The 20,394-nt window shown below is 38.3% G+C and carries 21 protein-coding genes and 1 CRISPR repeat array; of the genes, 15 read left to right on the top strand and 6 right to left on the bottom strand.

The window, feature by feature from the left end; all coding sequences use genetic code 11:
• Positions 1-27: 27 nt before the first annotated feature.
• Positions 28-1,281: a serine hydroxymethyltransferase gene (gene glyA, locus F2A31_RS09305; protein ID WP_150026155.1), complete on the top strand. Its 1,254-nt coding sequence runs from the start codon at positions 28-30 to the stop codon at positions 1,279-1,281.
• 150 nt (positions 1,282-1,431) lie between these two features.
• Here the strand turns inward: glyA and F2A31_RS09300 are convergent, their stop codons facing one another.
• Positions 1,432-1,863, bottom strand: coding sequence for a hypothetical protein (locus F2A31_RS09300; protein WP_150026154.1), 432 nt, complete (start codon positions 1,861-1,863; stop codon positions 1,432-1,434).
• 379 nt (positions 1,864-2,242) lie between these two features.
• Here F2A31_RS09300 and prfA point away from each other — a divergent pair, with 379 nt between their 5' ends.
• On the top strand, positions 2,243-3,331 hold the full coding sequence (gene prfA / locus F2A31_RS09295; protein WP_150026153.1) for a peptide chain release factor 1: 1,089 nt from the start codon (positions 2,243-2,245) through the stop codon (positions 3,329-3,331).
• Complete coding sequence (gene prmC, locus F2A31_RS09290) at positions 3,331-4,149, top strand: peptide chain release factor N(5)-glutamine methyltransferase (RefSeq protein ID WP_150026152.1); 819 nt, start codon at positions 3,331-3,333, stop codon at positions 4,147-4,149. The genes prfA and prmC overlap by 1 nt, the downstream gene beginning before the upstream one ends.
• Here the strand turns inward: prmC and F2A31_RS09285 are convergent.
• Both F2A31_RS09285 and F2A31_RS09280 read right to left on the bottom strand, forming a co-directional pair.
• Entirely contained in the window at positions 4,146-4,778 is a 633-nt protein-coding gene (locus F2A31_RS09285) for an FMN-binding negative transcriptional regulator (RefSeq protein WP_150026151.1), read from the bottom strand. The genes prmC and F2A31_RS09285 overlap by 4 nt on opposite strands.
• A 16-nt stretch (positions 4,779-4,794) precedes the next feature.
• A complete protein-coding gene (locus F2A31_RS09280) occupies positions 4,795-5,853 on the bottom strand; it encodes an AraC family transcriptional regulator (protein ID WP_150026150.1) in 1,059 nt (352 codons plus the stop codon).
• Positions 5,854-5,995: 142 nt separating this feature from the next.
• Here F2A31_RS09280 and F2A31_RS09275 point away from each other — a divergent pair, with 142 nt between their 5' ends.
• A complete protein-coding gene (locus tag F2A31_RS09275; protein ID WP_150026149.1) occupies positions 5,996-6,766 on the top strand; it encodes a 3-hydroxyacyl-CoA dehydrogenase in 771 nt (256 codons plus the stop codon).
• Positions 6,767-6,901: 135 nt separating this feature from the next.
• Entirely contained in the window at positions 6,902-7,585 is a 684-nt protein-coding gene (locus F2A31_RS09270) for a superoxide dismutase (protein ID WP_150026148.1), read from the top strand.
• 69 nt (positions 7,586-7,654) lie between these two features.
• Here the strand turns inward: F2A31_RS09270 and F2A31_RS09265 are convergent, their stop codons facing one another.
• On the bottom strand, positions 7,655-8,674 hold the full coding sequence (locus F2A31_RS09265; RefSeq protein WP_150026147.1) for a helix-turn-helix transcriptional regulator: 1,020 nt from the start codon (positions 8,672-8,674) through the stop codon (positions 7,655-7,657).
• Positions 8,675-8,950: 276 nt separating this feature from the next.
• Here F2A31_RS09265 and F2A31_RS09260 point away from each other — a divergent pair, with 276 nt between their 5' ends.
• The 10 genes from F2A31_RS09260 to F2A31_RS09215 all read left to right on the top strand — a co-directional run bounded on the left by F2A31_RS09260 (position 8,951) and on the right by F2A31_RS09215 (position 18,280).
• Positions 8,951-9,970, top strand: coding sequence for a lipase family alpha/beta hydrolase (locus F2A31_RS09260; protein WP_150026146.1), 1,020 nt, complete (start codon positions 8,951-8,953; stop codon positions 9,968-9,970).
• A 79-nt stretch (positions 9,971-10,049) separates the two neighbouring features.
• Positions 10,050-11,087: a lipase secretion chaperone gene (locus F2A31_RS09255; RefSeq protein ID WP_150026145.1), complete on the top strand. Its 1,038-nt coding sequence runs from the start codon at positions 10,050-10,052 to the stop codon at positions 11,085-11,087.
• A gap of 193 nt (positions 11,088-11,280) precedes the next feature.
• Entirely contained in the window at positions 11,281-11,844 is a 564-nt protein-coding gene (locus F2A31_RS09250; RefSeq protein WP_150026144.1) for a PAAR domain-containing protein, read from the top strand.
• Between the two features lie 11 nt (positions 11,845-11,855).
• Positions 11,856-12,467 (top strand): hypothetical protein, encoded by a 612-nt coding sequence (locus F2A31_RS09245; protein ID WP_150026143.1) that lies wholly within the window; start codon positions 11,856-11,858, stop codon positions 12,465-12,467.
• A gap of 4 nt (positions 12,468-12,471) precedes the next feature.
• Positions 12,472-12,957: a hypothetical protein gene (locus F2A31_RS09240; protein ID WP_150026142.1), complete on the top strand. Its 486-nt coding sequence runs from the start codon at positions 12,472-12,474 to the stop codon at positions 12,955-12,957.
• Positions 12,958-13,030: 73 nt separating this feature from the next.
• Positions 13,031-14,439: a CRISPR direct-repeat array (repeat unit 28 nt; unit sequence TTTCTAAGCTGCCTATGCGGCAGTGAAC).
• Between the two features lie 290 nt (positions 14,440-14,729).
• Positions 14,730-15,470, top strand: a complete 741-nt coding sequence (locus tag F2A31_RS09235) for a HesA/MoeB/ThiF family protein (protein ID WP_407643277.1) — start codon at positions 14,730-14,732, stop codon at positions 15,468-15,470.
• Positions 15,471-15,515: 45 nt separating this feature from the next.
• Positions 15,516-16,814 carry an ABC1 kinase family protein gene (locus F2A31_RS09230; RefSeq protein ID WP_005081125.1) on the top strand — a complete coding sequence of 433 codons (1,299 nt, stop codon included), beginning with the start codon at positions 15,516-15,518 and terminating at the stop codon, positions 16,812-16,814.
• A gap of 104 nt (positions 16,815-16,918) precedes the next feature.
• Positions 16,919-17,299, top strand: a complete 381-nt coding sequence (gene folB, locus F2A31_RS09225; protein WP_150026141.1) for a dihydroneopterin aldolase — start codon at positions 16,919-16,921, stop codon at positions 17,297-17,299.
• Positions 17,256-17,690, top strand: coding sequence for a 2-amino-4-hydroxy-6-hydroxymethyldihydropteridine diphosphokinase (locus F2A31_RS09220; RefSeq protein WP_150026140.1), 435 nt, complete (start codon positions 17,256-17,258; stop codon positions 17,688-17,690). The genes folB and F2A31_RS09220 overlap by 44 nt, the downstream gene beginning before the upstream one ends.
• 38 nt (positions 17,691-17,728) lie before the next feature.
• Positions 17,729-18,280, top strand: a complete 552-nt coding sequence (locus tag F2A31_RS09215) for a DUF2799 domain-containing protein (protein ID WP_150026139.1) — start codon at positions 17,729-17,731, stop codon at positions 18,278-18,280.
• 41 nt (positions 18,281-18,321) lie between these two features.
• On the opposite strand, the gene coq7 is transcribed toward F2A31_RS09215, so the two are convergent.
• Together coq7 and F2A31_RS09205 are read right to left on the bottom strand one after the other, a co-directional pair.
• A complete protein-coding gene (gene coq7, locus F2A31_RS09210; protein ID WP_150026138.1) occupies positions 18,322-18,957 on the bottom strand; it encodes a 2-polyprenyl-3-methyl-6-methoxy-1,4-benzoquinone monooxygenase in 636 nt (211 codons plus the stop codon).
• Positions 18,958-18,960: 3 nt separating this feature from the next.
• Positions 18,961-20,283, bottom strand: a complete 1,323-nt coding sequence (locus F2A31_RS09205; protein ID WP_150026137.1) for an MFS transporter — start codon at positions 20,281-20,283, stop codon at positions 18,961-18,963.
• Positions 20,284-20,394: the final 111 nt, after the last annotated feature.

Genomic DNA, 20,394 nt, shown 5'->3' with positions numbered 1-20,394 from the left:
AAGCCCTAATTTATAGGACCCCCGCTAATGTTTGCCAATATTTCTATTGCTGAATTTGATCCAAAATTAGCTCAAGCGATTGCTTCTGAAGGCGAACGCCAAGAAGCTCATATTGAGTTAATTGCATCTGAAAACTATTGCTCTCCTGCTGTGATGGAAGCACAAGGATCAAAACTTACTAACAAATATGCAGAAGGCTATCCTGGCAAACGCTATTATGGCGGTTGTGAATATGTTGATGTAATCGAGCAACTTGCAATTGACCGTGCAAAAGAGTTGTTTGGTGCAGACTATGCAAACGTTCAGCCACACGCTGGTTCACAAGCAAATTCTGCTGTTTACTTAGCATTACTTAATCCAGGCGATACTGTTTTAGGTATGAGCTTAGCGCATGGTGGTCACTTAACACATGGTGCTAAAGTTAGCTTCTCTGGTAAAACTTATAATGCAGTTCAGTATGGCTTAAACCCAGAAACGGGTGAAATCGATTATGAAGAAGTAGAGCGTTTAGCTTTAGAATATAAACCACGCATGATTGTTGCTGGTTTTTCTGCTTATAGCCAAGTTGTTGATTGGCAGCGTTTCCGTGATATCGCCGATAAAGTTGGTGCTTATCTTTTTGTTGATATGGCTCACGTTGCAGGTTTAGTTGCTGCTGGTGTTTACCCGAACCCAGTTCAAATTGCTGATGTAACAACGACTACAACGCATAAGACACTTCGTGGTCCACGTTCTGGTTTAATCCTTGCAAAAGCAAATGAAGAAATCGAGAAGAAACTTCAATCTGCTGTATTCCCTGGTAACCAAGGTGGTCCTTTGATGCATGCAATTGCTGCTAAAGCAATTTGTTTCAAAGAAGCAATGTCTGAAGATTTTAAAACTTACCAACAACAAGTCGTGAAAAACGCTCAAGCTATGGCTGAAGTGTTAATGGCTCGTGGTTATGATGTTGTTTCTGGTGGTACAGAAAACCATTTATTCTTATTGTCTTTAATCAAACAAGACGTAACGGGTAAAGATGCTGATGCATGGTTAGGTGCAGCGCATATCACTGTGAACAAAAACTCAGTTCCAAATGACCCACGTTCTCCATTCGTAACTTCTGGTATCCGTATCGGTACTCCAGCTGTTACAACTCGTGGTTTTGGTGAATCTGAAGTTCGTGAACTTGCTGGTTGGATTGCTGATATCATCGATAGTAAAGGTGATGAAAAAGTTATCGCTGAAGTAAAAGCTAAAGTTGAGGCTGTTTGTGCAAAATTCCCTGTATATGTAAACTAAATTGTATATTTAAAAAAGCGCCGTAAGGCGCTTTTTTATTGTTTAATTAAATTGATTGGAGATAGGCATTCCAAACACTGATATTGTTAAATCTGTTGCAGTCGTAGAGTCTGAGTCGTTAAAAAAGCACCCGTAGGTGCTTAATATTTATCAATGACGACGATGCTTTTTCTTTTTCCATTTTTTCTTTTGGCTTTGGCGCTGGTCGTAATAACGATCTTGACCTACTTTTCGACCTAAAGCTGCACCACCCGCAGCACCTGCTGCTGCGCCAATATAGCCACCAGTTGTGCCACCCATGTTACGACCTACTGCATAACCACCGACACCGCCTAAACCACCACCAATGGCAGCTTCAGTACGAGTACGTTTGCTACTTGCTGCCGCTGCACCACCAGCACCACCTACAGCAGAACCAATCAAAGCACCATTATGACCGCCAATTTCTTTACCAATTGCCGTACCTACAACACTACCCAGCGCAGATGTAGCAGCAACACGTGTTGCATTATCAGCATAAGTTGTCGTTGCTACGGTTGAGCCCGCTAAGATCGCACCCAATAATAAAATTTTTGCTTTCATCTTGACTCCATGTCCACATCAATTGGACATCATTTCTAATGGCTGCAAATGTAACAAAGTTTGAGTGATAAATTGTGAAGACTATCGACCGTATTATTGCGGTTTGGTGAACGGGTTGTAATCTTATGTTACGCTCAGCTCAAAATTAAGCCTTACTTCATCACTTAATAATAAAGCTGATCTGGTATTTCAGTAGACTAAATGATTTATCGTTATCTAAGCAGCATAATTTGTGATGAAATGGTGCTGTAATAGTAAGTTAGCCAGTTTCTCTATGTCTTTTGATTCGTAGAATCTGTAAACTATGCGCAATTTTTTGATTTTACTCGTGCTCTATTTTTGATGTGCACAGAGTCTTTAGATTTGAGATATTCCACCCATGAAAGCATCACTCCGTTTAAGACTAGATCAACTCTGTGATCGTCACGAAGAGCTGACTGCATTACTCGCTGATGTAGAAGTGATTTCAGACAATAAACGATTTCGTAAACTGTCCCGTGAACATAATGATTTAACCGAAATCACAGACGTTTGGGGTAAATATCGTCAGGCAGAAGAAGACATCGAAACTGCTGAAATGATGAAATCAGATCCAGATTTTAAGGACATGGCAGAGGAAGAAATTAAAGAAAATAAAGCCCTTTTAATTGAGCTTGAAGATCAATTGAATGTGTTGATGATTCCTAAAGATCCAAATGATGCCAATGCTGCTTATCTTGAGATTCGTGCAGGAACAGGTGGTGATGAAGCGGCAATTTTCTCTGGCGATTTATTCCGAATGTATAGTAAATATGCGGAGACACAAGGCTGGCGTATTGAAGTGCTTTCAGAAAATGAAGGTGAACATGGCGGTTATAAAGAAGTCATTTGCCGTATTGATGGCGAAGGTGTGTATGGTCGCTTGAAATTCGAAAGTGGTGCGCATCGTGTACAACGTGTGCCTGCGACAGAGTCTCAAGGTCGTGTACATACTTCAGCGTGTACAGTTGCGATTCTTCCCGAAGTTGATGTCGACACCACAGTTGAAATTAATCCAGCAGATTTACGTATCGATACTTATCGTGCTTCAGGTGCAGGTGGTCAGCACATTAACAAAACCGATTCGGCAGTACGTATCACTCATATTCCATCGGGGGTAGTGGTGGAATGTCAGGAAGAACGTTCACAGCATAAAAACAAAGCCAAAGCGATGGCTCTGTTAGTGTCGAGATTAGAAAATGCCAAACGCGCAGCTGCTGATGCTGCAACCTCAGAAATGCGCCGTGATTTGGTTGGTTCTGGTGATCGTTCTGAGCGTATTCGTACTTATAACTATCCGCAAGGTCGTATGACTGATCATCGTATCAATCTGACTTTATATAAGTTAGATGCAATTATGGAAGGTGATTTAACGGAATTGCTGGATAGCTTACATCGTGAATATCAAGCTGATCAGTTAGCAATGCTTGCACAGGAAAATGGCGGCTAATGAATATCGCTCAGGCATTAGAAATCAAAGGTGAAATCGACAGCTATGAGCGTCAAGAAGCTGCATGGTTGCTTGAACACATTTTAGGTGTGAATTCTTTGGAGTTAAAACTAAGACTTGAGCAAGAGTTAACAGAGATTCAAGAGCAAGCATATCTAGATGGGCTTGCACGCATTGAGCAAGGCGAACCACTGGCTTATGTCACAGGTTCACAGCCATTTTGGACGCTCGATTTAAAAGTTACACACGATACTTTAGTGCCACGTCCAGATACAGAGATCCTTGTTGAAACGGTGTTAAAGCTATCACTGGATCCGCAAGCAAGTATTGTTGATTTAGGCACAGGAACTGGGGCAATTGCTCTGGCATTGGCAAGTGAGCGTCCCCAATGGTCTGTGACAGCAACTGATATTTACCAACCGACATTGGAGGTTGCTCAGGAAAATGCGTTAAAGCACGGTTTATCTCAGGTAAAGTTTGCTTGTGGCGCTTGGTTTGAGGCTTTGGAACAACAGCAATTCGATCTGATTGTATCTAATCCGCCTTACATCGATCCTGATGATGTACATATGCAAAAGCTAAAATCTGAGCCTGAACGAGCTTTGATTGCAGCCAATCATGGTTTGGCGGATATTGAAATAATCATTGCACAAGGTAAAGCTTGGTTGAAAGCAAAAGGCTGGATTGCACTCGAACATGGTTATGACCAAGGACGAGCCGTACGTGAAATTTTTGAGCTGCACGGCTTTGAACAAATCCAAACCATCAAGGATTATGGTGGCAATGATCGCGTGAGTTTGGCCCAAAAAGCAGACTAATTACTTTGGGTAGAACGTTTTACAGTTTGTGCTAACTCCATTTTACCTTGTTGTTCTAAGCCCTCAATAACACCAACGGCATCGATCGGATCTCGATTTTGGCTCATTTTGAACTGGCCGACCATCTCGGATACTTGAATTTCAACAGCCACAATGTGTCGTAACTCTTCCGCGATATATTCGCTTGGTGCATCTGACATTTTCCATGATTTGTCCTGTTTGGCTTCATGTGTTCGAGTCAGGCGTGCCAAGATTCCACGCAATACTTTCTCATCCTGAGAGAAATAAATTTTTCCTTTGACGTGAACGACTTGATAATTCCAAGTTGGTACATGCTGATGATGTTGCTGTTTGGATGGATACCAATTGGGGCTGATATATCCTTGTTGGCCTTGGAAGATCACAAGGACTTCAGCACCACTGTCTATCTGTGTATGGAGTGGGTTGTTTTTGGCGATATGAGCAACTAAAGTCACATTTTGTTCATCATCAACTAGCAACTCAATGGGTAAATGCATAGCATCTAGCCCTGCATTATTCTGAGTGATGAGGGTTGCAAACGGATATTGGCGAATTAAATCATGTAAAACATCTTGGCGTGTTTCTTTAAATATTTGAGGGATGTACATGAGTCAACTCCATTCACTAGCCTAAATGATGTAGGCGATTCTGTTTGTTCGGTGCAGATTTCCGATAACTTCCTGGACTCACGCCACTCCATTTTTTAAAAGCACGATGGAAAGCACTTGGATCATGAAAATTAAGATCATCACTAATACTTTGGATAGAGTCGTTGGTCTTGCTTAGTCTCTCAATTGCAATATCACAACGAATATCATTTTTAAGTTGTTGGTAACTTACACCTTCTTGCTTCAGTCGTCTTTGAATCGTCGCTGTAGACATATTTAATTGTTGTGCAATGTCTTTCAGTTCGGCCCATTCTGATGGTGGTTGCAATAGCAGTTGACGACGAATTTGGAGACTAAGCGAATTTTCATTTTTAAAACGTACAATCAAGTTATAGGGTGTATGTCTTAGAAAATCATTTAATGCTTGTTTGTCTTTTTTAATTTTATGCTTGAGATAATGGGCATCGAATTCAATACAATTTTGCGTTGCATGAAATTGAATATTCTCACAAAAACGAATTCGATAGTCTTGTATTTCAACAGGTTGATGGCATTTAAAAGACATCTTTTGGAATGCAATTCGTTGGTCGCTTAACCAACACATTAAGCTATGTATTAACATCAAGAACGTTGAATAGGTGAACATTCGTTTCGGCTGATCACGATCATGCAGAATTAAATAAGCTTTGCTTCCATTTTGAACCAACTCACCATGAATATCATCAAGAATTAAACTTAGGAATTTTAGAATTTCTCGAATAGCTTGTTCTAGTGTATCTGCTTCAAATGCAAGTTTTGCTAATAGCTTGTAACTGCCACGACGCATCGGGTGGGAGTCCATGCCAAGAAACTCATCATTCATACTTTCAGCAAGCTCTATCCATAGTTGAGCGCATTGGGTAACAGGAATACGTGCTTTGGCAGAAGTTAATAGCTCAGCAGAAATACCAGCCCGATTCGCAATATTGACAATATTTAAGCCACGACTTGCAGCAACACTTAATGCTTCGCGTATCAAAGCATTTGAAATAGTATCTTTGGCAGAATTAAGGTCGAGTGGAGGATTTTTGCTCATACACGCATGTAATACAGGAGAGTAAATAGTTGAATGCTCAAAAGTTGCATTAAATTTGCTACTTTTTGGAATTGTATCGAAAAAAAGTTGAGATTACTCTCAGTTATAAAAATTTATATCTTTAATTTGATAGGAAATGTAAATGAAAATTCAAGGAAAACATTTTGTTATTACAGGTGGTGGCTCTGGTCTAGGTGCAGCAACGGCTGAATATTTAGTTGAAAAAGGCGCTTCTGTGACTTTGGTTGATATGAATGCTGAAGTTGGCGAACAACAAGCAAAATCTTTAGGTGACCAAGCAGAATTCGTAAAATTAGATGTAACGGATGAACAAGCGGCTGAGCAGTTCTTTAAAGATGTTGTTGAAAAGCATGGAAGTCTACATGGATTAATCAATTGTGCTGGGGTGGGACCGTCGGCAAAAGTAGTGGGTAAAGATGGAGTTCATGATTTGGCAATGTTCTCTAAAGTCTTGCATATCAACGTCACTGGAACATTTAACATGTTGCGTTATGCAGCAGATGCGATGAGTAAGAATAGTGTGGAAGAGGGTGACGAAGATCGTGGTGTGATTGTAAATACGGCTTCAGTTGCTGCTTTTGATGGCCAAATTGGTCAAGCAGCTTATTCAGCATCAAAAGGTGCTGTTGTTGCGATGACTTTGCCGATTGCGCGTGAGTTAGCACGTCATAATATTCGTATCATGACAATTGCACCAGGTATCATGGAAACACCGATGCTGAAAGGTCTGCCACAAAATGTTCAAGATGCACTTGGGCAAATGGTTCCTTATCCTTCACGTTTAGGGCGTCCTGAGGAGTTCGCTCGCTTAGTGGCTCACATCGCTGAAAACGCATATCTCAATGGTGAGGTTATCCGTTTAGATGGTGCAATACGTATGGCAGCAAAATAAAAGGCCCGATTTGAAAAGTGCAGCCAATGCTGTACTTTTCACATTTTAATGTATCAGTTTGTAGCCTGTTTTGACGCATCGTAGATTTGCTTATATATTGATAATGAAAACTATTATCAAGATTGGATTGAAATCATGCGATATCTGAACAAGGGTTTACTTACATTAATGGTATGTTCGAGTGTAAGTATTTCAGCTTTTGCAAACTTCACTCAGGCACCATTGCCTTATAAAAGTGACGCTTTAGAGCCTGCTATCGATCAGCAAACGATGGAAATTCATTATGGTAAGCACCATAAGGCCTATGTTGATAACTTAAATGCTCAGATCAAGACCTATCCAGAGTTGGATAAATTGAATATTGAGCAGATTCAGCAACAGATCTCTAAATACAATGCTGCAGTTCGTAATAATGGTGGTGGACATTTTAACCATGCATTTTTCTGGGAAAGCTTAGCCCCAACTGATAAAACGGGTAAGGTAAGCCCTAAATTGTTAAAGCAAATCAATCAAGATTTTGGTTCATTTAAAGCTTTTCAGGAACAATTTAACCAAGCAGCGACCAGTCGTTTCGGTTCAGGATGGGCATGGTTGATTGTCAATCCACAAGGTAAATTAGAAATCACCTCAACAGCAAACCAAGATAACCCATTAATGGATATCGCAGAGAAGAAAGGTCAGCCTTTACTAGGTTTGGACGTTTGGGAGCATGCATATTATTTGAAATATCAAAATCGTCGAGCCGATTACACCAATGCATTTTGGAGTGTGGTGAATTGGAATAAAGTAAATGATCGTTATCAGAAAGCAAGTAAATAGTTTTTAATAACGTGTTCTAATCCAAGAAAAAGTGATGGTTGAAACCATCACTTTTTTGTTTGGGACGGTTTATTGATTCTCCCAACGTTTGTATGCACGATTAAAACTAGAGAGAGATGAGTAGCCTAAATTCCTTGCAATTTCATCTTTTGTCATAAAAGGATTCAGCAATAATTTTTGTGCCTTTGCTTTTCGCACTTGATCATAGAGGACCTGAAAACTTACATTTTTCTCTTGCAGCATGCGCTGTAAAGTGCGTTTGGTTAGATTGAGTTTTTGAGCAATTTGATCAATATTGAGTAAGCCTTTGTTTGGATCATCGATCATATTTTTTACACGATGTAAAATATCTTGTGTCGCCACGAGCTCATCAAGCTCTTTCTGACATAATAATTTAAATTTTTCAGACGTCAGTGGGTCAGACATGCTTAATGGTGTCTCTAAAAATTTAGCCGAGCTTATTAAGCGAGTATGGGGTTGTTCATACTGTATTTCAGCAAAGCTAGATGCCAAAATATGTTTAAAACGAGAAAAATATTCAGGACACTTACATTGTAGATCTATGCTTGGTTTAAAATTTGGAATAAAGAACCTTACCAAATGCACAAAGCCGGTTAAAAAGAAAACACAGCTAAATTCATAAGCTTGTAAGTCACAAGGGTTGTTAAAATCCATTACAGATTTATCGTAAATAATATTGTAATAGGCCAATTCATTTTCAACGACAAAATGTAAATCAACAAAAGAACATTGCAGACTCACAAATTGATTGATGGTTAGAATAGCATCAAGTGGATTTTTGGCAATTGCAACAGTGAAACCAAGTAAACCATGAGAACTGATTTTTAATTGTGTGCTTGCATAAAAACCGATGCCTTGTTCTTGAGTCAAATCAATTGTTCTTGCAATGACTTTTTTGAAAGAAGTTAGACTAATTTTATAATTAATATCATGCAATTTTTCTATTTCTACTCCTGTACCCCAAAATAATTCTTCTGCTGAAATATTCCACCGAGCAACGACTTCGCTTAGCAAGTGGACATAAGAACTACTAATAAAATGTGGATGATGAAGGCGGGGAATGCTCATGATATTAGGAAAATTCCTTTTGCAGTTTTGCTTAAATTTAGTAAAAATTAAAACAGTAAAATTAATTTGAAAATGTTCATTCATCGGATTTTTTTCATTTCATACCAAAATTGGCGTGAATTGTTATGATTTTGGCATCGTTTGTTTTAGTCTAAAAATCACACAATATTCTGGAGGAGTATACTTTGCAAGTCTGATGTATGTAGGAATGGATCCTTATACATAGCCTAGGACTAAGTTGTTGTAATAAAAATCAAAAATGCTTGGAGCAGAAAAGTGAAGAAAAAATATCTCAATGCAATAGTTTTAACGACGGGCATGCTCATTAGTGGTGGATCAGTTGTACATGCTGGTTTATTTAGTTTTCTATCGCCAAAAGCATCATGGCAAAACTGTGATGTGAAATCTTGTTCAGTAGGCGGAAGTACAAATGTTACTTCTAGTTATGCAAAAACAAAATACCCAATTGTATTAGCTCATGGAATGTCAGGGTTCTCGGCTGTTGGACCATTGCAGTATTGGCATGGAATTACTGAAGATTTGGTGAGCAATGGTGCGAATGTATTTGTTACACAACAAGCTGCATTTAACTCATCAGAAGTAAGAGGAGAACAACTGCTCTTACAGACCAAACAAATTTTAGCCATAAGTGGTGCAGAGAAAGTAAACTTGGTTGGTCATAGTCATGGGACGCATTCAATTCGCTATGTGGCGGGTCTGATGCCGGAAAAAGTAGCTTCCGTTACTGCTGTGGCTGGCCCAGGAAAAGGTTCAGATGTTGCAGATGCAGTTTATGATTTTACACAGTCACCTGTTGGTCCTGTAGCTGCACCTGTCATTTCTGCTGGTGTCAATGCATTCGGAGCATTAATTGGAATAGGCTCTGGTAATTACTATGATCAAGATTCTTTAGCTGGACTTTGGTCGCTGACGACTGCTGGGGCAGCAGAGTTTAATCAACGTTTCCCTGCTGGAATACCGACGGCAGCATGTGGTTCAGGGCGAGAACTTGAAAGCAACGGTGTTCGTTATTATTCATGGACTGGAATAAGTCCGTTTACAAATGCACTCGATCCATTTGATTATGCTTTAACGGCGACTTCATTACTGATTCCAGGTGATAGTGATGGCTTAGTTCCGCGTTGCTCAAGTCATCTTGGTACGGTCATTCGCGATAACTATGCATTTAACCATCTAGATGAAGTCAATCAGGTTTTAGGATTGGTTGGTTTCTTACAAAACCCTGTAACACCATTCCGCTTACAAGCGAATCGTTTAAAAAATCTAAATTTATAAGCAATATAGGGTAAGGGAGTAATTGATTTACTCCCTTCGTTTGATCATGGAAAGCTGAGAACTAACAGAGTAATGGATTATGACTGTTCAGAATTTTAATAATAAAAAAATCATTTTAATTGCGATTATATGCTTAATTATTTTCCTTGCTTTTATTTATTGGATATTTAAACCATCAGTTTACGACCAAAGTCCTCAGAATAATTCACACTCACAGCGTGGCATAAATAGCGTAAGTGTTGAAAATAATTCGCAAGGACAGCCCTCAGGAAAGTTGCCAGTTCTTGCCCCATCTTTACAAGGCACCGAAATTGATTGTCCTCTCCAGGTCGATGGGGACGGTAAATTGATTCTCACGATAGGAATTCGAAGCTGTTTTGATTATTTCTTTTCGAGTTTGGGAGAAAAAACAGAAACTGAATTAATTGGAGATATTCGTCAGTATCTACGTGTTACTTTGCCAGAAACAGCAGCAAATTATGGAGTTTACTTACTTGATCAGTATGTTGCTTATACGCATGCATTAAAAAACTTGAAAACCAGCACGCATTTCAAAAAAGATGAAATTGATAAATTTCAAAATATTGTTGATCAAATGTCGAAGTTGCAACAGCAGTTTTTCAATGCGGCAGAAATTCAAGCATTTTTTGGAAATGAACGAAATTTTAATCAATTCAGTATTGATCAAATGCGTATACATGCCAATAAGACTTTAACAGCACAGCAAAAAGCAACTGAGTTAGCAAAGTTAATAGATCAATTGCCTTCTACTTTGGCTGATGGTGTTCGAGTGTCGATGCAATTTGCTGAATTACAGCAACTGACACAAGAAATTAAGGAAAAAGGCGGTTCTGCTCAAGAATTACGGAATATGCGAGAAAGCTTGTTGGGTGTTGAGGCCGCTGATCGTTTGGAGAAAGTCGATCAAGAAGAAGCGGTTTGGCAGAATCAGGTAAATAATTATTTGTCCCAACGCGATCAGATTTTAAAGAGCGATGTTGATGATGCGAGCAAGCAACGTGCTTTAAACCAGCTTAGAAATAACTCATTTGCAACCAAAGAGGAGTTATTAAGAGCACAAACTTATGAAATGATGCATGATCGTAAGAAATCGTAATTGAAAAGCTGCCTATGCGGCAGTGATATTATGGATATCGAGGTGGCTATTTGATCTAAACTAATTACCTCGAAGTTATGAAACATGAAAATTAGTATAAAACTGAGCGAACTTTAGGTGTTTTGCAATTTATGTACATAAATGTCCGTATATACTTTGCTACTATGTTGTCAAAATAGAAGAGGGAAAAATTTTGGCAACACCATATATAGTAATTGGTTGTCCTACAACGGGTGGCGGTAAAGTTATTTCAGGAAATAGTAGTTTTTTGATCGAAGGTAAAGCGATTGCATGTGTTGGGGATAAAGCGACTTGCCCAAAGCACCAGACGGTCTCTACAATTATTACTGGTGATCCATATATGCAAGTGTTTGGAAAAGCAGCAGCGAGAGTCAATGATAGTTTGTCTTGTGGTTGTAAATTATTACCGATGCAGAATTTAGCTGTTCAAGATAATGGACCTTCATCATCATCTAAAGCTGCTTCAAATACATTTGCCCCAACTTCTACATTGTTAAAACAAGACAATTTTGTAGCAGATAAACCAAAGGAATATGGTATACAATTTCAGTTAAAAGATGAACAAACACAAAAAATCTATAGCGACATTCCTTATTCAATTATTTATAAAAATAGTGGTGAAGTAGAAACTGGATGGACTGATTCAGAAGGTAAAACTCACGTAATCAATGCGAATAGTCCTGATGAAGTCGAATTTCAGACGATTGATGCATCTAAACCATTGCCTCCACTATAAGGGATATATAAATGTCACAAGATAAGGTTTTCTCACCAACTTTAATCCCCTCATTGGATAACAAAGTTAAAGTATGCCATTCAGATGAATTGCTAGATCCATTGTTATGTAACAGCATTGTTAAAGTACTTAATTACCATACAACTGTTCCATACACTTTTATGATGGATCAAATGCAATGGGATACAGTAAAACAAAAAGTACCTTTTGAACATGATTTAGCAATACGTTTTGGTCTTGAGTATGATATGCGTCAATTTAGTCCCGAAGTATTAGAGCGTTATTCATTTCATACAATGATGTATTTAAAATTCACAATGTATGTCCAAAAACATTCTTTAAACGAAGGTGGAAAATTTATTTTAGAGCTTGCTAAAGATAGCTTTGCGGCACGAATGGCAATTTCTAAAAGAAATTTCGGTGAAGTAGTTGATCTTTCACTATCTAATGCAAGTAAACCTGTACTAACAGGGAATGCTATTGCTCTAGAAAGAAATAATGGTCCTTTTCACATTGATGAAAATATGTATAAAAGTATATTCGGTCGTCCGTATGACCAAGCAACTAGATCTTTATTTATTCAACAATATCAATATGAACCTCCAGTAAAATCCTTTAGGTAATGTAATGAAAAAACTTATATTCTGTATTTTACTATTCAGTTTCGGACTGTCAGGATGTAAAGCATCTGATGAGAAAGAAATAGACTTTTTCATAGACAACAACTTTAAAGTTTACTTAGATGATGATAGGGAAATCTTACTAACTGTAATTGAAAATACTAATACTCCTTCAGCTTTAAAAGAAGCAATCTTCGATAAAGCATACATAAAAGTTAGAACCGTAAAAAGTTTGTTAGAAAATGAGCATGGAAAAAACTGGGTAGATGGACTCAATCGAGATAGTCTTGACTACAGTAATTTAGACACACTTTGTTGGGCAACAAATTATATAAAACAATATGTAGAGAATGCTAATAAAGAACATGAAAGTAGATTGAATCAAAACACAAGAAATAGTGTTAATGAAATTTATGGCTTCAAAGAACAAATAATAAGTTTAAGAGACAGTAAGAACGATGCATTGCAATATAGATTACAGATCTGTAAATGATATAAAAATTGAAAGAATAGACTAATTAAAACCACCCAAAAAGGTGGTTTTTAATTGTAAATTTATTAAAGCTTTTCTAAGCTGCCTATGCGGCAGTGAACTCATCTCGTCTCTTTGCTCAGTTGTTAATGTCTTTCTAAGCTGCCTATGCGGCAGTGAACAATAAGAGTGGTGTAATTGTTCTTTTTTCAGATTTCTAAGCTGCCTATGCGGCAGTGAACTATAATATATATCACCGTGTTTCAATTTGGATTTTCTAAGCTGCCTATGCGGCAGTGAACATTTGAGAGCATCATGGCCACGCTGCCACATTTTTCTAAGCTGCCTATGCGGCAGTGAACGCGAAGCGGCGCTAACTTCTTTCGGGATTAATTTTCTAAGCTGCCTATGCGGCAGTGAACATTATATCATATCAATATCAGATTCTCGTGATTTTCTAAGCTGCCTATGCGGCAGTGAACCAACAATGTTTGAAGTGCAGTTGCTTGTTGATTTTCTAAGCTGCCTATGCGGCAGTGAACTGTTACAACAGATACCCTCAGAGTTCCATAGATTTCTAAGCTGCCTATGCGGCAGTGAACACTACTTAATCCACTATTTAAACATCTATTTCTTTCTAAGCTGCCTATGCGGCAGTGAACATTCACTTGTTGAAGATGTTTTTGTTTTGATATTTCTAAGCTGCCTATGCGGCAGTGAACAATTACTGACGACAAATCCAGCAGAAGTAATCTTTTCTAAGCTGCCTATGCGGCAGTGAACATTATTGTGAATAATAAATACGAAAACAAAGATTTCTAAGCTGCCTATGCGGCAGTGAACTTATCAAAACCATAAATATATGAAAAAGCATTTTTCTAAGCTGCCTATGCGGCAGTGAACGTTATCAAGATTAAAGATTACAATATCAAGATTTTCTAAGCTGCCTATGCGGCAGTGAACATTCTAACTCTGTGCTTGCAATTGAATCATAATTTCTAAGCTGCCTATGCGGCAGTGAACACGTAGTTAAAAATCGTACAATTGGTACTACATTTCTAAGCTGCCTATGCGGCAGTGAACATGTTATTTGGTTAAAACCCCATTGGTTAGATTTTCTAAGCTGCCTATGCGGCAGTGAACCACTTAAGTTCTACTGGGAAATGGTACTTGCTTTTCTAAGCTGCCTATGCGGCAGTGAACACAGCATCCGCCAGTTCATCCTCAGCATCAAATTTCTAAGCTGCCTATGCGGCAGTGAACTAGGATGGAAAGGCGCGTTAATCGTATTGATTTTTCTAAGCTGCCTATGCGGCAGTGAACCCTTACGCATTGGCACACCAGCAATCTTATAATTTCTAAGCTGCCTATGCGGCAGTGAACATGAGTATGACCACTTTAAAGTCTGCTTCACATTTCTAAGCTGCCTATGCGGCAGTGAACTGTTTGTATGTTTAATTAAAGCCTGACCATATTTTCTAAGCTGCCTATGCGGCAGTGAACTATAAAATAGCATAAATAAATTAAGAAAAAACATTAACTTGTGGTACAAAATACATCAATACCCAAAGTTTTTATGCTAATTCATAACATATTGATTTTATTAAACTGTTAAAGAGTAATAAAAATATTGGGGTAAATCCGTTGATTTGTCAAAATAAATGATGCAGCAAGCATTAAATGCTTTGCTAAATGAGATTAGCCACTTAAAATTAGCATTCATTAAGCCGATTTTGAGATCATGGAACGTGTCTGATCATCTAGAACATACTTTTGAATTAACTGATGACGAAATGCATTTATATAGTCGTCAGATTTTATTAGATGGTTGGGATATTGAAGCACAAGAAAAATTAAAATTGGCAAATGTACTGATTGTTGGTGCTGGTGGGATCGGCTGTACAAGTGCAGAGTTACTTGCTCGTGCAGGTGTAGGCAAAATAACAATCGTGGATGCAGATACGATTGAGAGGAGTAATCTGCAAAGACAAATCGCATTTACCTCAAATGATCTTGGGCAATACAAAGCAGAAACTTTGGCGAAACACCTACAAGAGATTAACCCACATATACAAGTTAGCTATCAAAATACACGATTTGATGAAACGAATGCTGATGAATTGGTACAGCATCAAGATGTAGTGTTAGATGGTTGTGATAATTTTACGACGCGTTATCTCGTCAATGCTGTGTGTAAAACTCATCAAGTACCTTTGATTAGTGCTTCAGCAATCGGTTTCGAAGGTCAAATGTTTATGGTTGAATCTGATTCAGCATGTTATGAATGTTTGTTTCCAAAAGAAAATCAGACCAATGAAGGTTTACGCTGTGCCGAGTCAGGGGTACTCGCAACTACACCTGTAATGATAGCGTCATTACAAGCACATCACACATTGTTGTTTTTGGGTTTGGGGTTAACGCCGCTCAAGCAAAAATTGTTGCTTTGGAATGGCCTGAATCTAACACAACGTATTTTGCAGTTTGAAAAAGATGTAAATTGTCCAGTTTGTCAGGCAAGTACGTCGGTAAATTGAATAAATTTTGCTAAACTAATGCCATCTTCGAGGCAATGAAAGATTATGAAAAGAAATATTTTAGTTGATGGATTACGATCTGTTGCACGTATAGGTGAAACAGTGATTGTTGCAGCACAAGCAGGTGTCAAATATGCAACTGAGAAGCCTAGTAATGCAAAATTAATGCGAGAAACTTTCGAATCGTTAGGTTCAACCTATATTAAATTAGGGCAGTTTATTGCGAGTACGCCGTCTTTATTTCCACGTGAGTACGTTCAAGAGTTTCAAGGATGTTTAGATCAAACTCCAACTTTACCATTTAGCTATATTCAGCAGGTATTGGCTGAGGAGTTTGAGGGGAAAGATTTAAACTCGATTTTTAGTTTTATTGATGAGAACCCATTAGCTTCAGCTTCAATTGCCCAAGTTCATGCTGCCAAATTGGTTACAGGCGAAGATGTTGTATTAAAAGTACAAAAACCCGGTGTTGAAACCATTTTATATACTGATTTAAATGTGGTGCACTGGGCAACCAAACTTCTAGAAAAAGCTGTACCAAAAATCAAATTTGCATCGTTATCTGAAATTGTGGATGAGATCAAAACACGTATGGTACGTGAAGTTGATTTTATTGAAGAAGCACAAAACTTAGATGATTTTGTTCAGTATCTGAATATTTCGGGCAATCAAGCTGCGACAGCTCCAAAAGTGTATCACCAGTTTTCTACACGCCGTGTTCTAACCATGCAGCGTTTATATGGTGTGCCATTGACAGATTTTGATGTGGTAAAACAGTATGCAAAAGACCCAACACAGGTATTAATCACTGCAATGAATACATGGTTTGGTAGTCTGATGTTGTGTAAAAGTTTCCATGCGGACTTACATGCAGGCAATCTGATGTTGCTTGAAGATGGTCGTGTTGGTTTTATTGATTTCGGTATTGTTGGTCAATTAAATCCAGAAGTGTGGACTGCTTGTATGGCATTTATGGATGCCTTGCAGCATACCAATTACATTGCCATGGCTGAAAACATGCTTAAAATGGGCATGACCAATCAGAAGATTGATACCCAAGTTCTTGCAGCAGATTTAGAGCGTTTATTTAGTGGAGTATTATTGGCTGATCCACAGGAAATTTTAAGCTCAAATCCAGCAGACTTGAATGACATTATGATGGATATGGTCGCTGTCGGTGAACGTCATGGTATCAAATTCCCACGTGACTTCGCGTTATTATTCAAGCAAATGTTATATTTTGATCGTTTCATGCGTGTTCTTGCACCATATACCGATATTTATGCTGACCAGCGTTTGAAAATGGTTCACAATATTGAACCTGCTTCTTTGTTAAAGCATTAAGCGTGTTCCCTGACTGAATGATAATTGCTTTTCATCCCCCTTTTCTAAGGGGGATTTCATTTAATTCAAATGAGTAATGGTTTAAATAGGTGAGATGTTAAGTGATGGACGCCATTATTATTGAAGGTTTAAAGGTTGATACTGTAGTTGGTTGTTTCAACTGGGAACGCCAAATTATCCAACCGTTAATGCTCGATCTCACTATTCATAATGATCTGTCACAAGCAGCTCGATCAGATGAGTTGGACGATACACTGAATTATGCACAAATTTGTGAGATTGCAGCACAAGTGATTCAAGATGCAAAACCTAAACTCATCGAGCATGCGGCTCAATTAGTGCTAGAGACTTTGTTTAGTACGTTTCCTTCAATTGAATCTATTTGTATTACAATTCGTAAACCAGCCATCATTGCACAAGCAAATGCAGTAGGAATTCGCCTTGAACGCAACAGAAACAATTTTTGCGCTCGCGCTGGCGAGTAATGTTCAACAATTAGAAAATTTTAATTTTGCTTATACTCAAATTGCGAGTTTGGGGGCAGTTGAGTTTTCTTCAATTTATGAAATCCCTTGTCGTGATGGGGTGGGCGCTGATTATTGGAACTCGGCGTGTTTATTAAAAAGTCATTTAAGTGTTGATGAAATTATTGATCTATTAAAAAAATTGGAACAACAATCTGGGCGTGTTCGTCCATCACATCATATTAGTTTGGATATCGATGTGATTGCGTGGGGCGAAAGTTTAGAGCATATGCAATTTAATCCTAAAAAATTGCCACTTGCTTTAGATGTAAAAATTCCATTGTATGAAATTTGGAAAACTCAGATATTACAATATGATCAAAAAAGAAGATTTCCAATTATTCATATATAACTTATTTAGAATTAACATGATAACAATAGGATAATTTGATGAAAGCGTTTGTTTCTATATCTGTTTTGGCGGTTATGTTATCTGGTTGCGCAGCAATGAGCGTTGAACAATGTAAAACAGCAAATTGGTTAACTGTTGGTGAAAAAGACGGCTCGGCTGGATATGAATCTCGTTTAGATAAATATTACTCATCTTGCCAAAAGGCCAATGTAGTTCCCAACCAGACTTTATATGAAAAAGGTTATCAAAAAGGGTTAGGGTACTATTGTAAGCCTGAATCTATTTTCAATGAAGCATTAGAAGGGCGTGGTGATTATCGTGTTTGCCCACTAGAGAAGCGTGAAACATTGCGTCCTTATTATCAAGTCGCACATGAATATTATCAAGCAAACTCGGAGTTTAATCGTTCACAGAGTGATGTGAGCTATTATTTACGTGAGTTGGATCGTAAGGACTTATCTGTCAAAGATAAAGATGAGTATAGGAAACGTTTATCTGATGTGAGATCAAATCAAAATTATGTGCAGTTACGCTATCAGAATGCTATCCGAAATTTGGAACGGTTTAAGGCTGAACATGGTTTACCGTGATTGATAAGATGGCGTTATATCTTTATATAACGCCATTGTTTTTAGATGTAATAACTGGTTTTAGTCATTAGTTTAGAAATAGCAGTCATGGTAATACGCACTGGTATAGGCAAATCCACACCACCTGCTTTTAATGCAGTATCCCGATGGTGTAGTTCATCTTCATTCATTTGCTCAAGGATCTTACGCGAGCGTTGATCTTGTTCAGGTAATTGTTGAAGATGCTCTTGCAAGTGTTGACTTACTTGGCGTTCAGTTTCAGCTACGAAGCCCAAACTATATTTATCACCTGCGATGCCTGCAATTGCGCCCATACCATAAGATAAACCGTACCAAATAGGATTTAATACACTGGTATGGCTGTCTAACTCTTTCAAACGATCTTCACACCAAGCGAGATGATCTTGTTCTTCAACGGCTGCTTGTTGCATTTCTTCACGGACATGCGGCAATTTAGCAGTGAGAGCTTGACCATGATAAAGCGCTTGAGCACAGACTTCACCACTATGATTGACACGCATTAAACCTGCGACATGGCGAGCATCACTCACACAGAGTTGTGCCGCTTCATCATTTGCAGGATTGCTGCGTTGAGAAGTTGTAGCCCCTGGAACTAAACTGCGTAATGCTTGGTCAAAAGAGTGGATCAGTTGATCGAGACCTGTGTAGTGACGCATAGATTAATCCTCTAAAGTAGTAGGCGTATTGTTCAGTAATGGTTTCAGGCGGGTTAATAGCCAGAACGAAAAAATGGCACTGAGAACAGCAGTAATGCTAAATAAGATTTTAATATCAATTTTCAAAATGCTTAAGATTAAAATTGAGAAAATTGCTGAAGAGACCATAAATACAGCATTTAATATATTATTGGCAGCAACAACACGTGCACGATGGGAGCGAGGTGAATAAGCTTGCATCATGGCATATAAGGGAACGATGTAGAATCCACCGCTAATACCCAATAGCGTTACGGCCAACATAACGTGATAATAGACAGCACCTTCAGAAAATACGTCACCTAAACTGAGTAGCTCACCAGTGCGCTCTGGTACAAAAGTTAAACTTGCTGCTAAGTAGAAAGCAAATACGGTTAAACCGATAGCACCATAAGGTACCATTTTAATATTAATTTCAGAGCCACCGATGCGTCGGCACAATAAAGACCCAATCCCGATTCCAACAGAGAAAAAGGTGAGTAATAAGCTCACTACATTTTCAGAGGCATGTAGATTTTGTTGCGTAAGCTGTGGGATTTGAGTGAGATAAGTTGCACCATAGAACCAATACCAAGAATTTCCTAATAAAACGGTGAAAACAATAGGAATACTCTTGGCATATTTAATGGTTTGAAAACTGGTACGGAAAAAGTTCCAATCTATCTTTAAATCAGGGGCAGCAACTTTTTGCGGGAGAATAAAGCGGCTCGCTAAATAGCCTAAGCAAGCAATAATAAGAACTGTAACACTAATCCATAATAAATTTCCGGCTGAAGACGCAATCACGGCGCCACCAAGGATCATCCCGAACAAAATTGCAATCGATGTACCCGACTGAAAAAGTGCATTTCCAGACATGAGTTCATGTGGTTTTAGAATCTCTGGTAAAATTGCATATTTAATTGGCCCAAAACAAGTGGAATGTGTGCCCATTAAAAATAAAGCAAATAATAATAACCATAAATTACCCAACAGAAACCCTGCTGTCCCGATGAGCATAATTGCGATTTCAAGTAATTTTAACAAGCGAACGAGTTGTGATCTTTCATATTTATCAGCAACTTGACCTGCTGTAGCAGAGAAGAAGAAATAGGGCAAAATGAACAGTAACGCAGCTAAATTATTGAGTGTACTGACAGCGGCACTTTGTTGTTGAATCCAGCCATATGTAATGACTAAAAGGAGTGCTTGTTTGTAGACATTATCATTTAAGGCACCAAAAAATTGAGTGAAGAACATCGGTACAAATCGACGTGATGTCATTAACTGTTCATCTTGTTTCATCATGTGTTCACTTCATTGTGATTTATAAAAAAATGTGACGATCTGTAAAAAGACAAGGAAATGCATGTATGATACTTTTAATGTTTGATTAGATGAAAATCAACAATTTGAGGT

It is taken from the genome of Acinetobacter suaedae, assembly GCF_008630915.1.
In the GTDB taxonomy this organism is placed as follows: domain Bacteria; phylum Pseudomonadota; class Gammaproteobacteria; order Pseudomonadales; family Moraxellaceae; genus Acinetobacter; species Acinetobacter suaedae.
The sequence above is the reverse complement of the archived record's forward strand: the minus strand, read 5'-3'. Positions and strand labels throughout refer to the sequence as shown.

What these genes read in the sequence shown, in the direction of transcription:
- F2A31_RS09255 (WP_150026145.1), top strand. Translation starts at nt 10,050, where the DNA reads ATGACTGTTCAGAATTTTAATAATAAAAAAATCATTTTAATTGCGATT.
- F2A31_RS09240 (WP_150026142.1), top strand. Translation starts at nt 12,472, where the DNA reads ATGAAAAAACTTATATTCTGTATTTTACTATTCAGTTTCGGACTGTCA.
- F2A31_RS09230 (WP_005081125.1), top strand. Translation starts at nt 15,516, where the DNA reads ATGAAAAGAAATATTTTAGTTGATGGATTACGATCTGTTGCACGTATA.
- prfA (WP_150026153.1), top strand. Translation starts at nt 2,243, where the DNA reads ATGAAAGCATCACTCCGTTTAAGACTAGATCAACTCTGTGATCGTCAC.
- prmC (WP_150026152.1), top strand. Translation starts at nt 3,331, where the DNA reads ATGAATATCGCTCAGGCATTAGAAATCAAAGGTGAAATCGACAGCTAT.
- folB (WP_150026141.1), top strand. Translation starts at nt 16,919, where the DNA reads ATGGACGCCATTATTATTGAAGGTTTAAAGGTTGATACTGTAGTTGGT.
- F2A31_RS09275 (WP_150026149.1), top strand. Translation starts at nt 5,996, where the DNA reads ATGAAAATTCAAGGAAAACATTTTGTTATTACAGGTGGTGGCTCTGGT.
- glyA (WP_150026155.1), top strand. Translation starts at nt 28, where the DNA reads ATGTTTGCCAATATTTCTATTGCTGAATTTGATCCAAAATTAGCTCAA.
- F2A31_RS09280 (WP_150026150.1), bottom strand. Translation starts at nt 5,853, where the DNA reads ATGAGCAAAAATCCTCCACTCGACCTTAATTCTGCCAAAGATACTATT.
- F2A31_RS09245 (WP_150026143.1), top strand. Translation starts at nt 11,856, where the DNA reads ATGTCACAAGATAAGGTTTTCTCACCAACTTTAATCCCCTCATTGGAT.
- coq7 (WP_150026138.1), bottom strand. Translation starts at nt 18,957, where the DNA reads ATGCGTCACTACACAGGTCTCGATCAACTGATCCACTCTTTTGACCAA.
- F2A31_RS09300 (WP_150026154.1), bottom strand. Translation starts at nt 1,863, where the DNA reads ATGAAAGCAAAAATTTTATTATTGGGTGCGATCTTAGCGGGCTCAACC.
- F2A31_RS09265 (WP_150026147.1), bottom strand. Translation starts at nt 8,674, where the DNA reads ATGAGCATTCCCCGCCTTCATCATCCACATTTTATTAGTAGTTCTTAT.
- F2A31_RS09270 (WP_150026148.1), top strand. Translation starts at nt 6,902, where the DNA reads ATGCGATATCTGAACAAGGGTTTACTTACATTAATGGTATGTTCGAGT.
- F2A31_RS09235 (WP_407643277.1), top strand. Translation starts at nt 14,730, where the DNA reads ATGCATTTATATAGTCGTCAGATTTTATTAGATGGTTGGGATATTGAA.
- F2A31_RS09285 (WP_150026151.1), bottom strand. Translation starts at nt 4,778, where the DNA reads ATGTACATCCCTCAAATATTTAAAGAAACACGCCAAGATGTTTTACAT.
- F2A31_RS09215 (WP_150026139.1), top strand. Translation starts at nt 17,729, where the DNA reads ATGAAAGCGTTTGTTTCTATATCTGTTTTGGCGGTTATGTTATCTGGT.
- F2A31_RS09205 (WP_150026137.1), bottom strand. Translation starts at nt 20,283, where the DNA reads ATGATGAAACAAGATGAACAGTTAATGACATCACGTCGATTTGTACCG.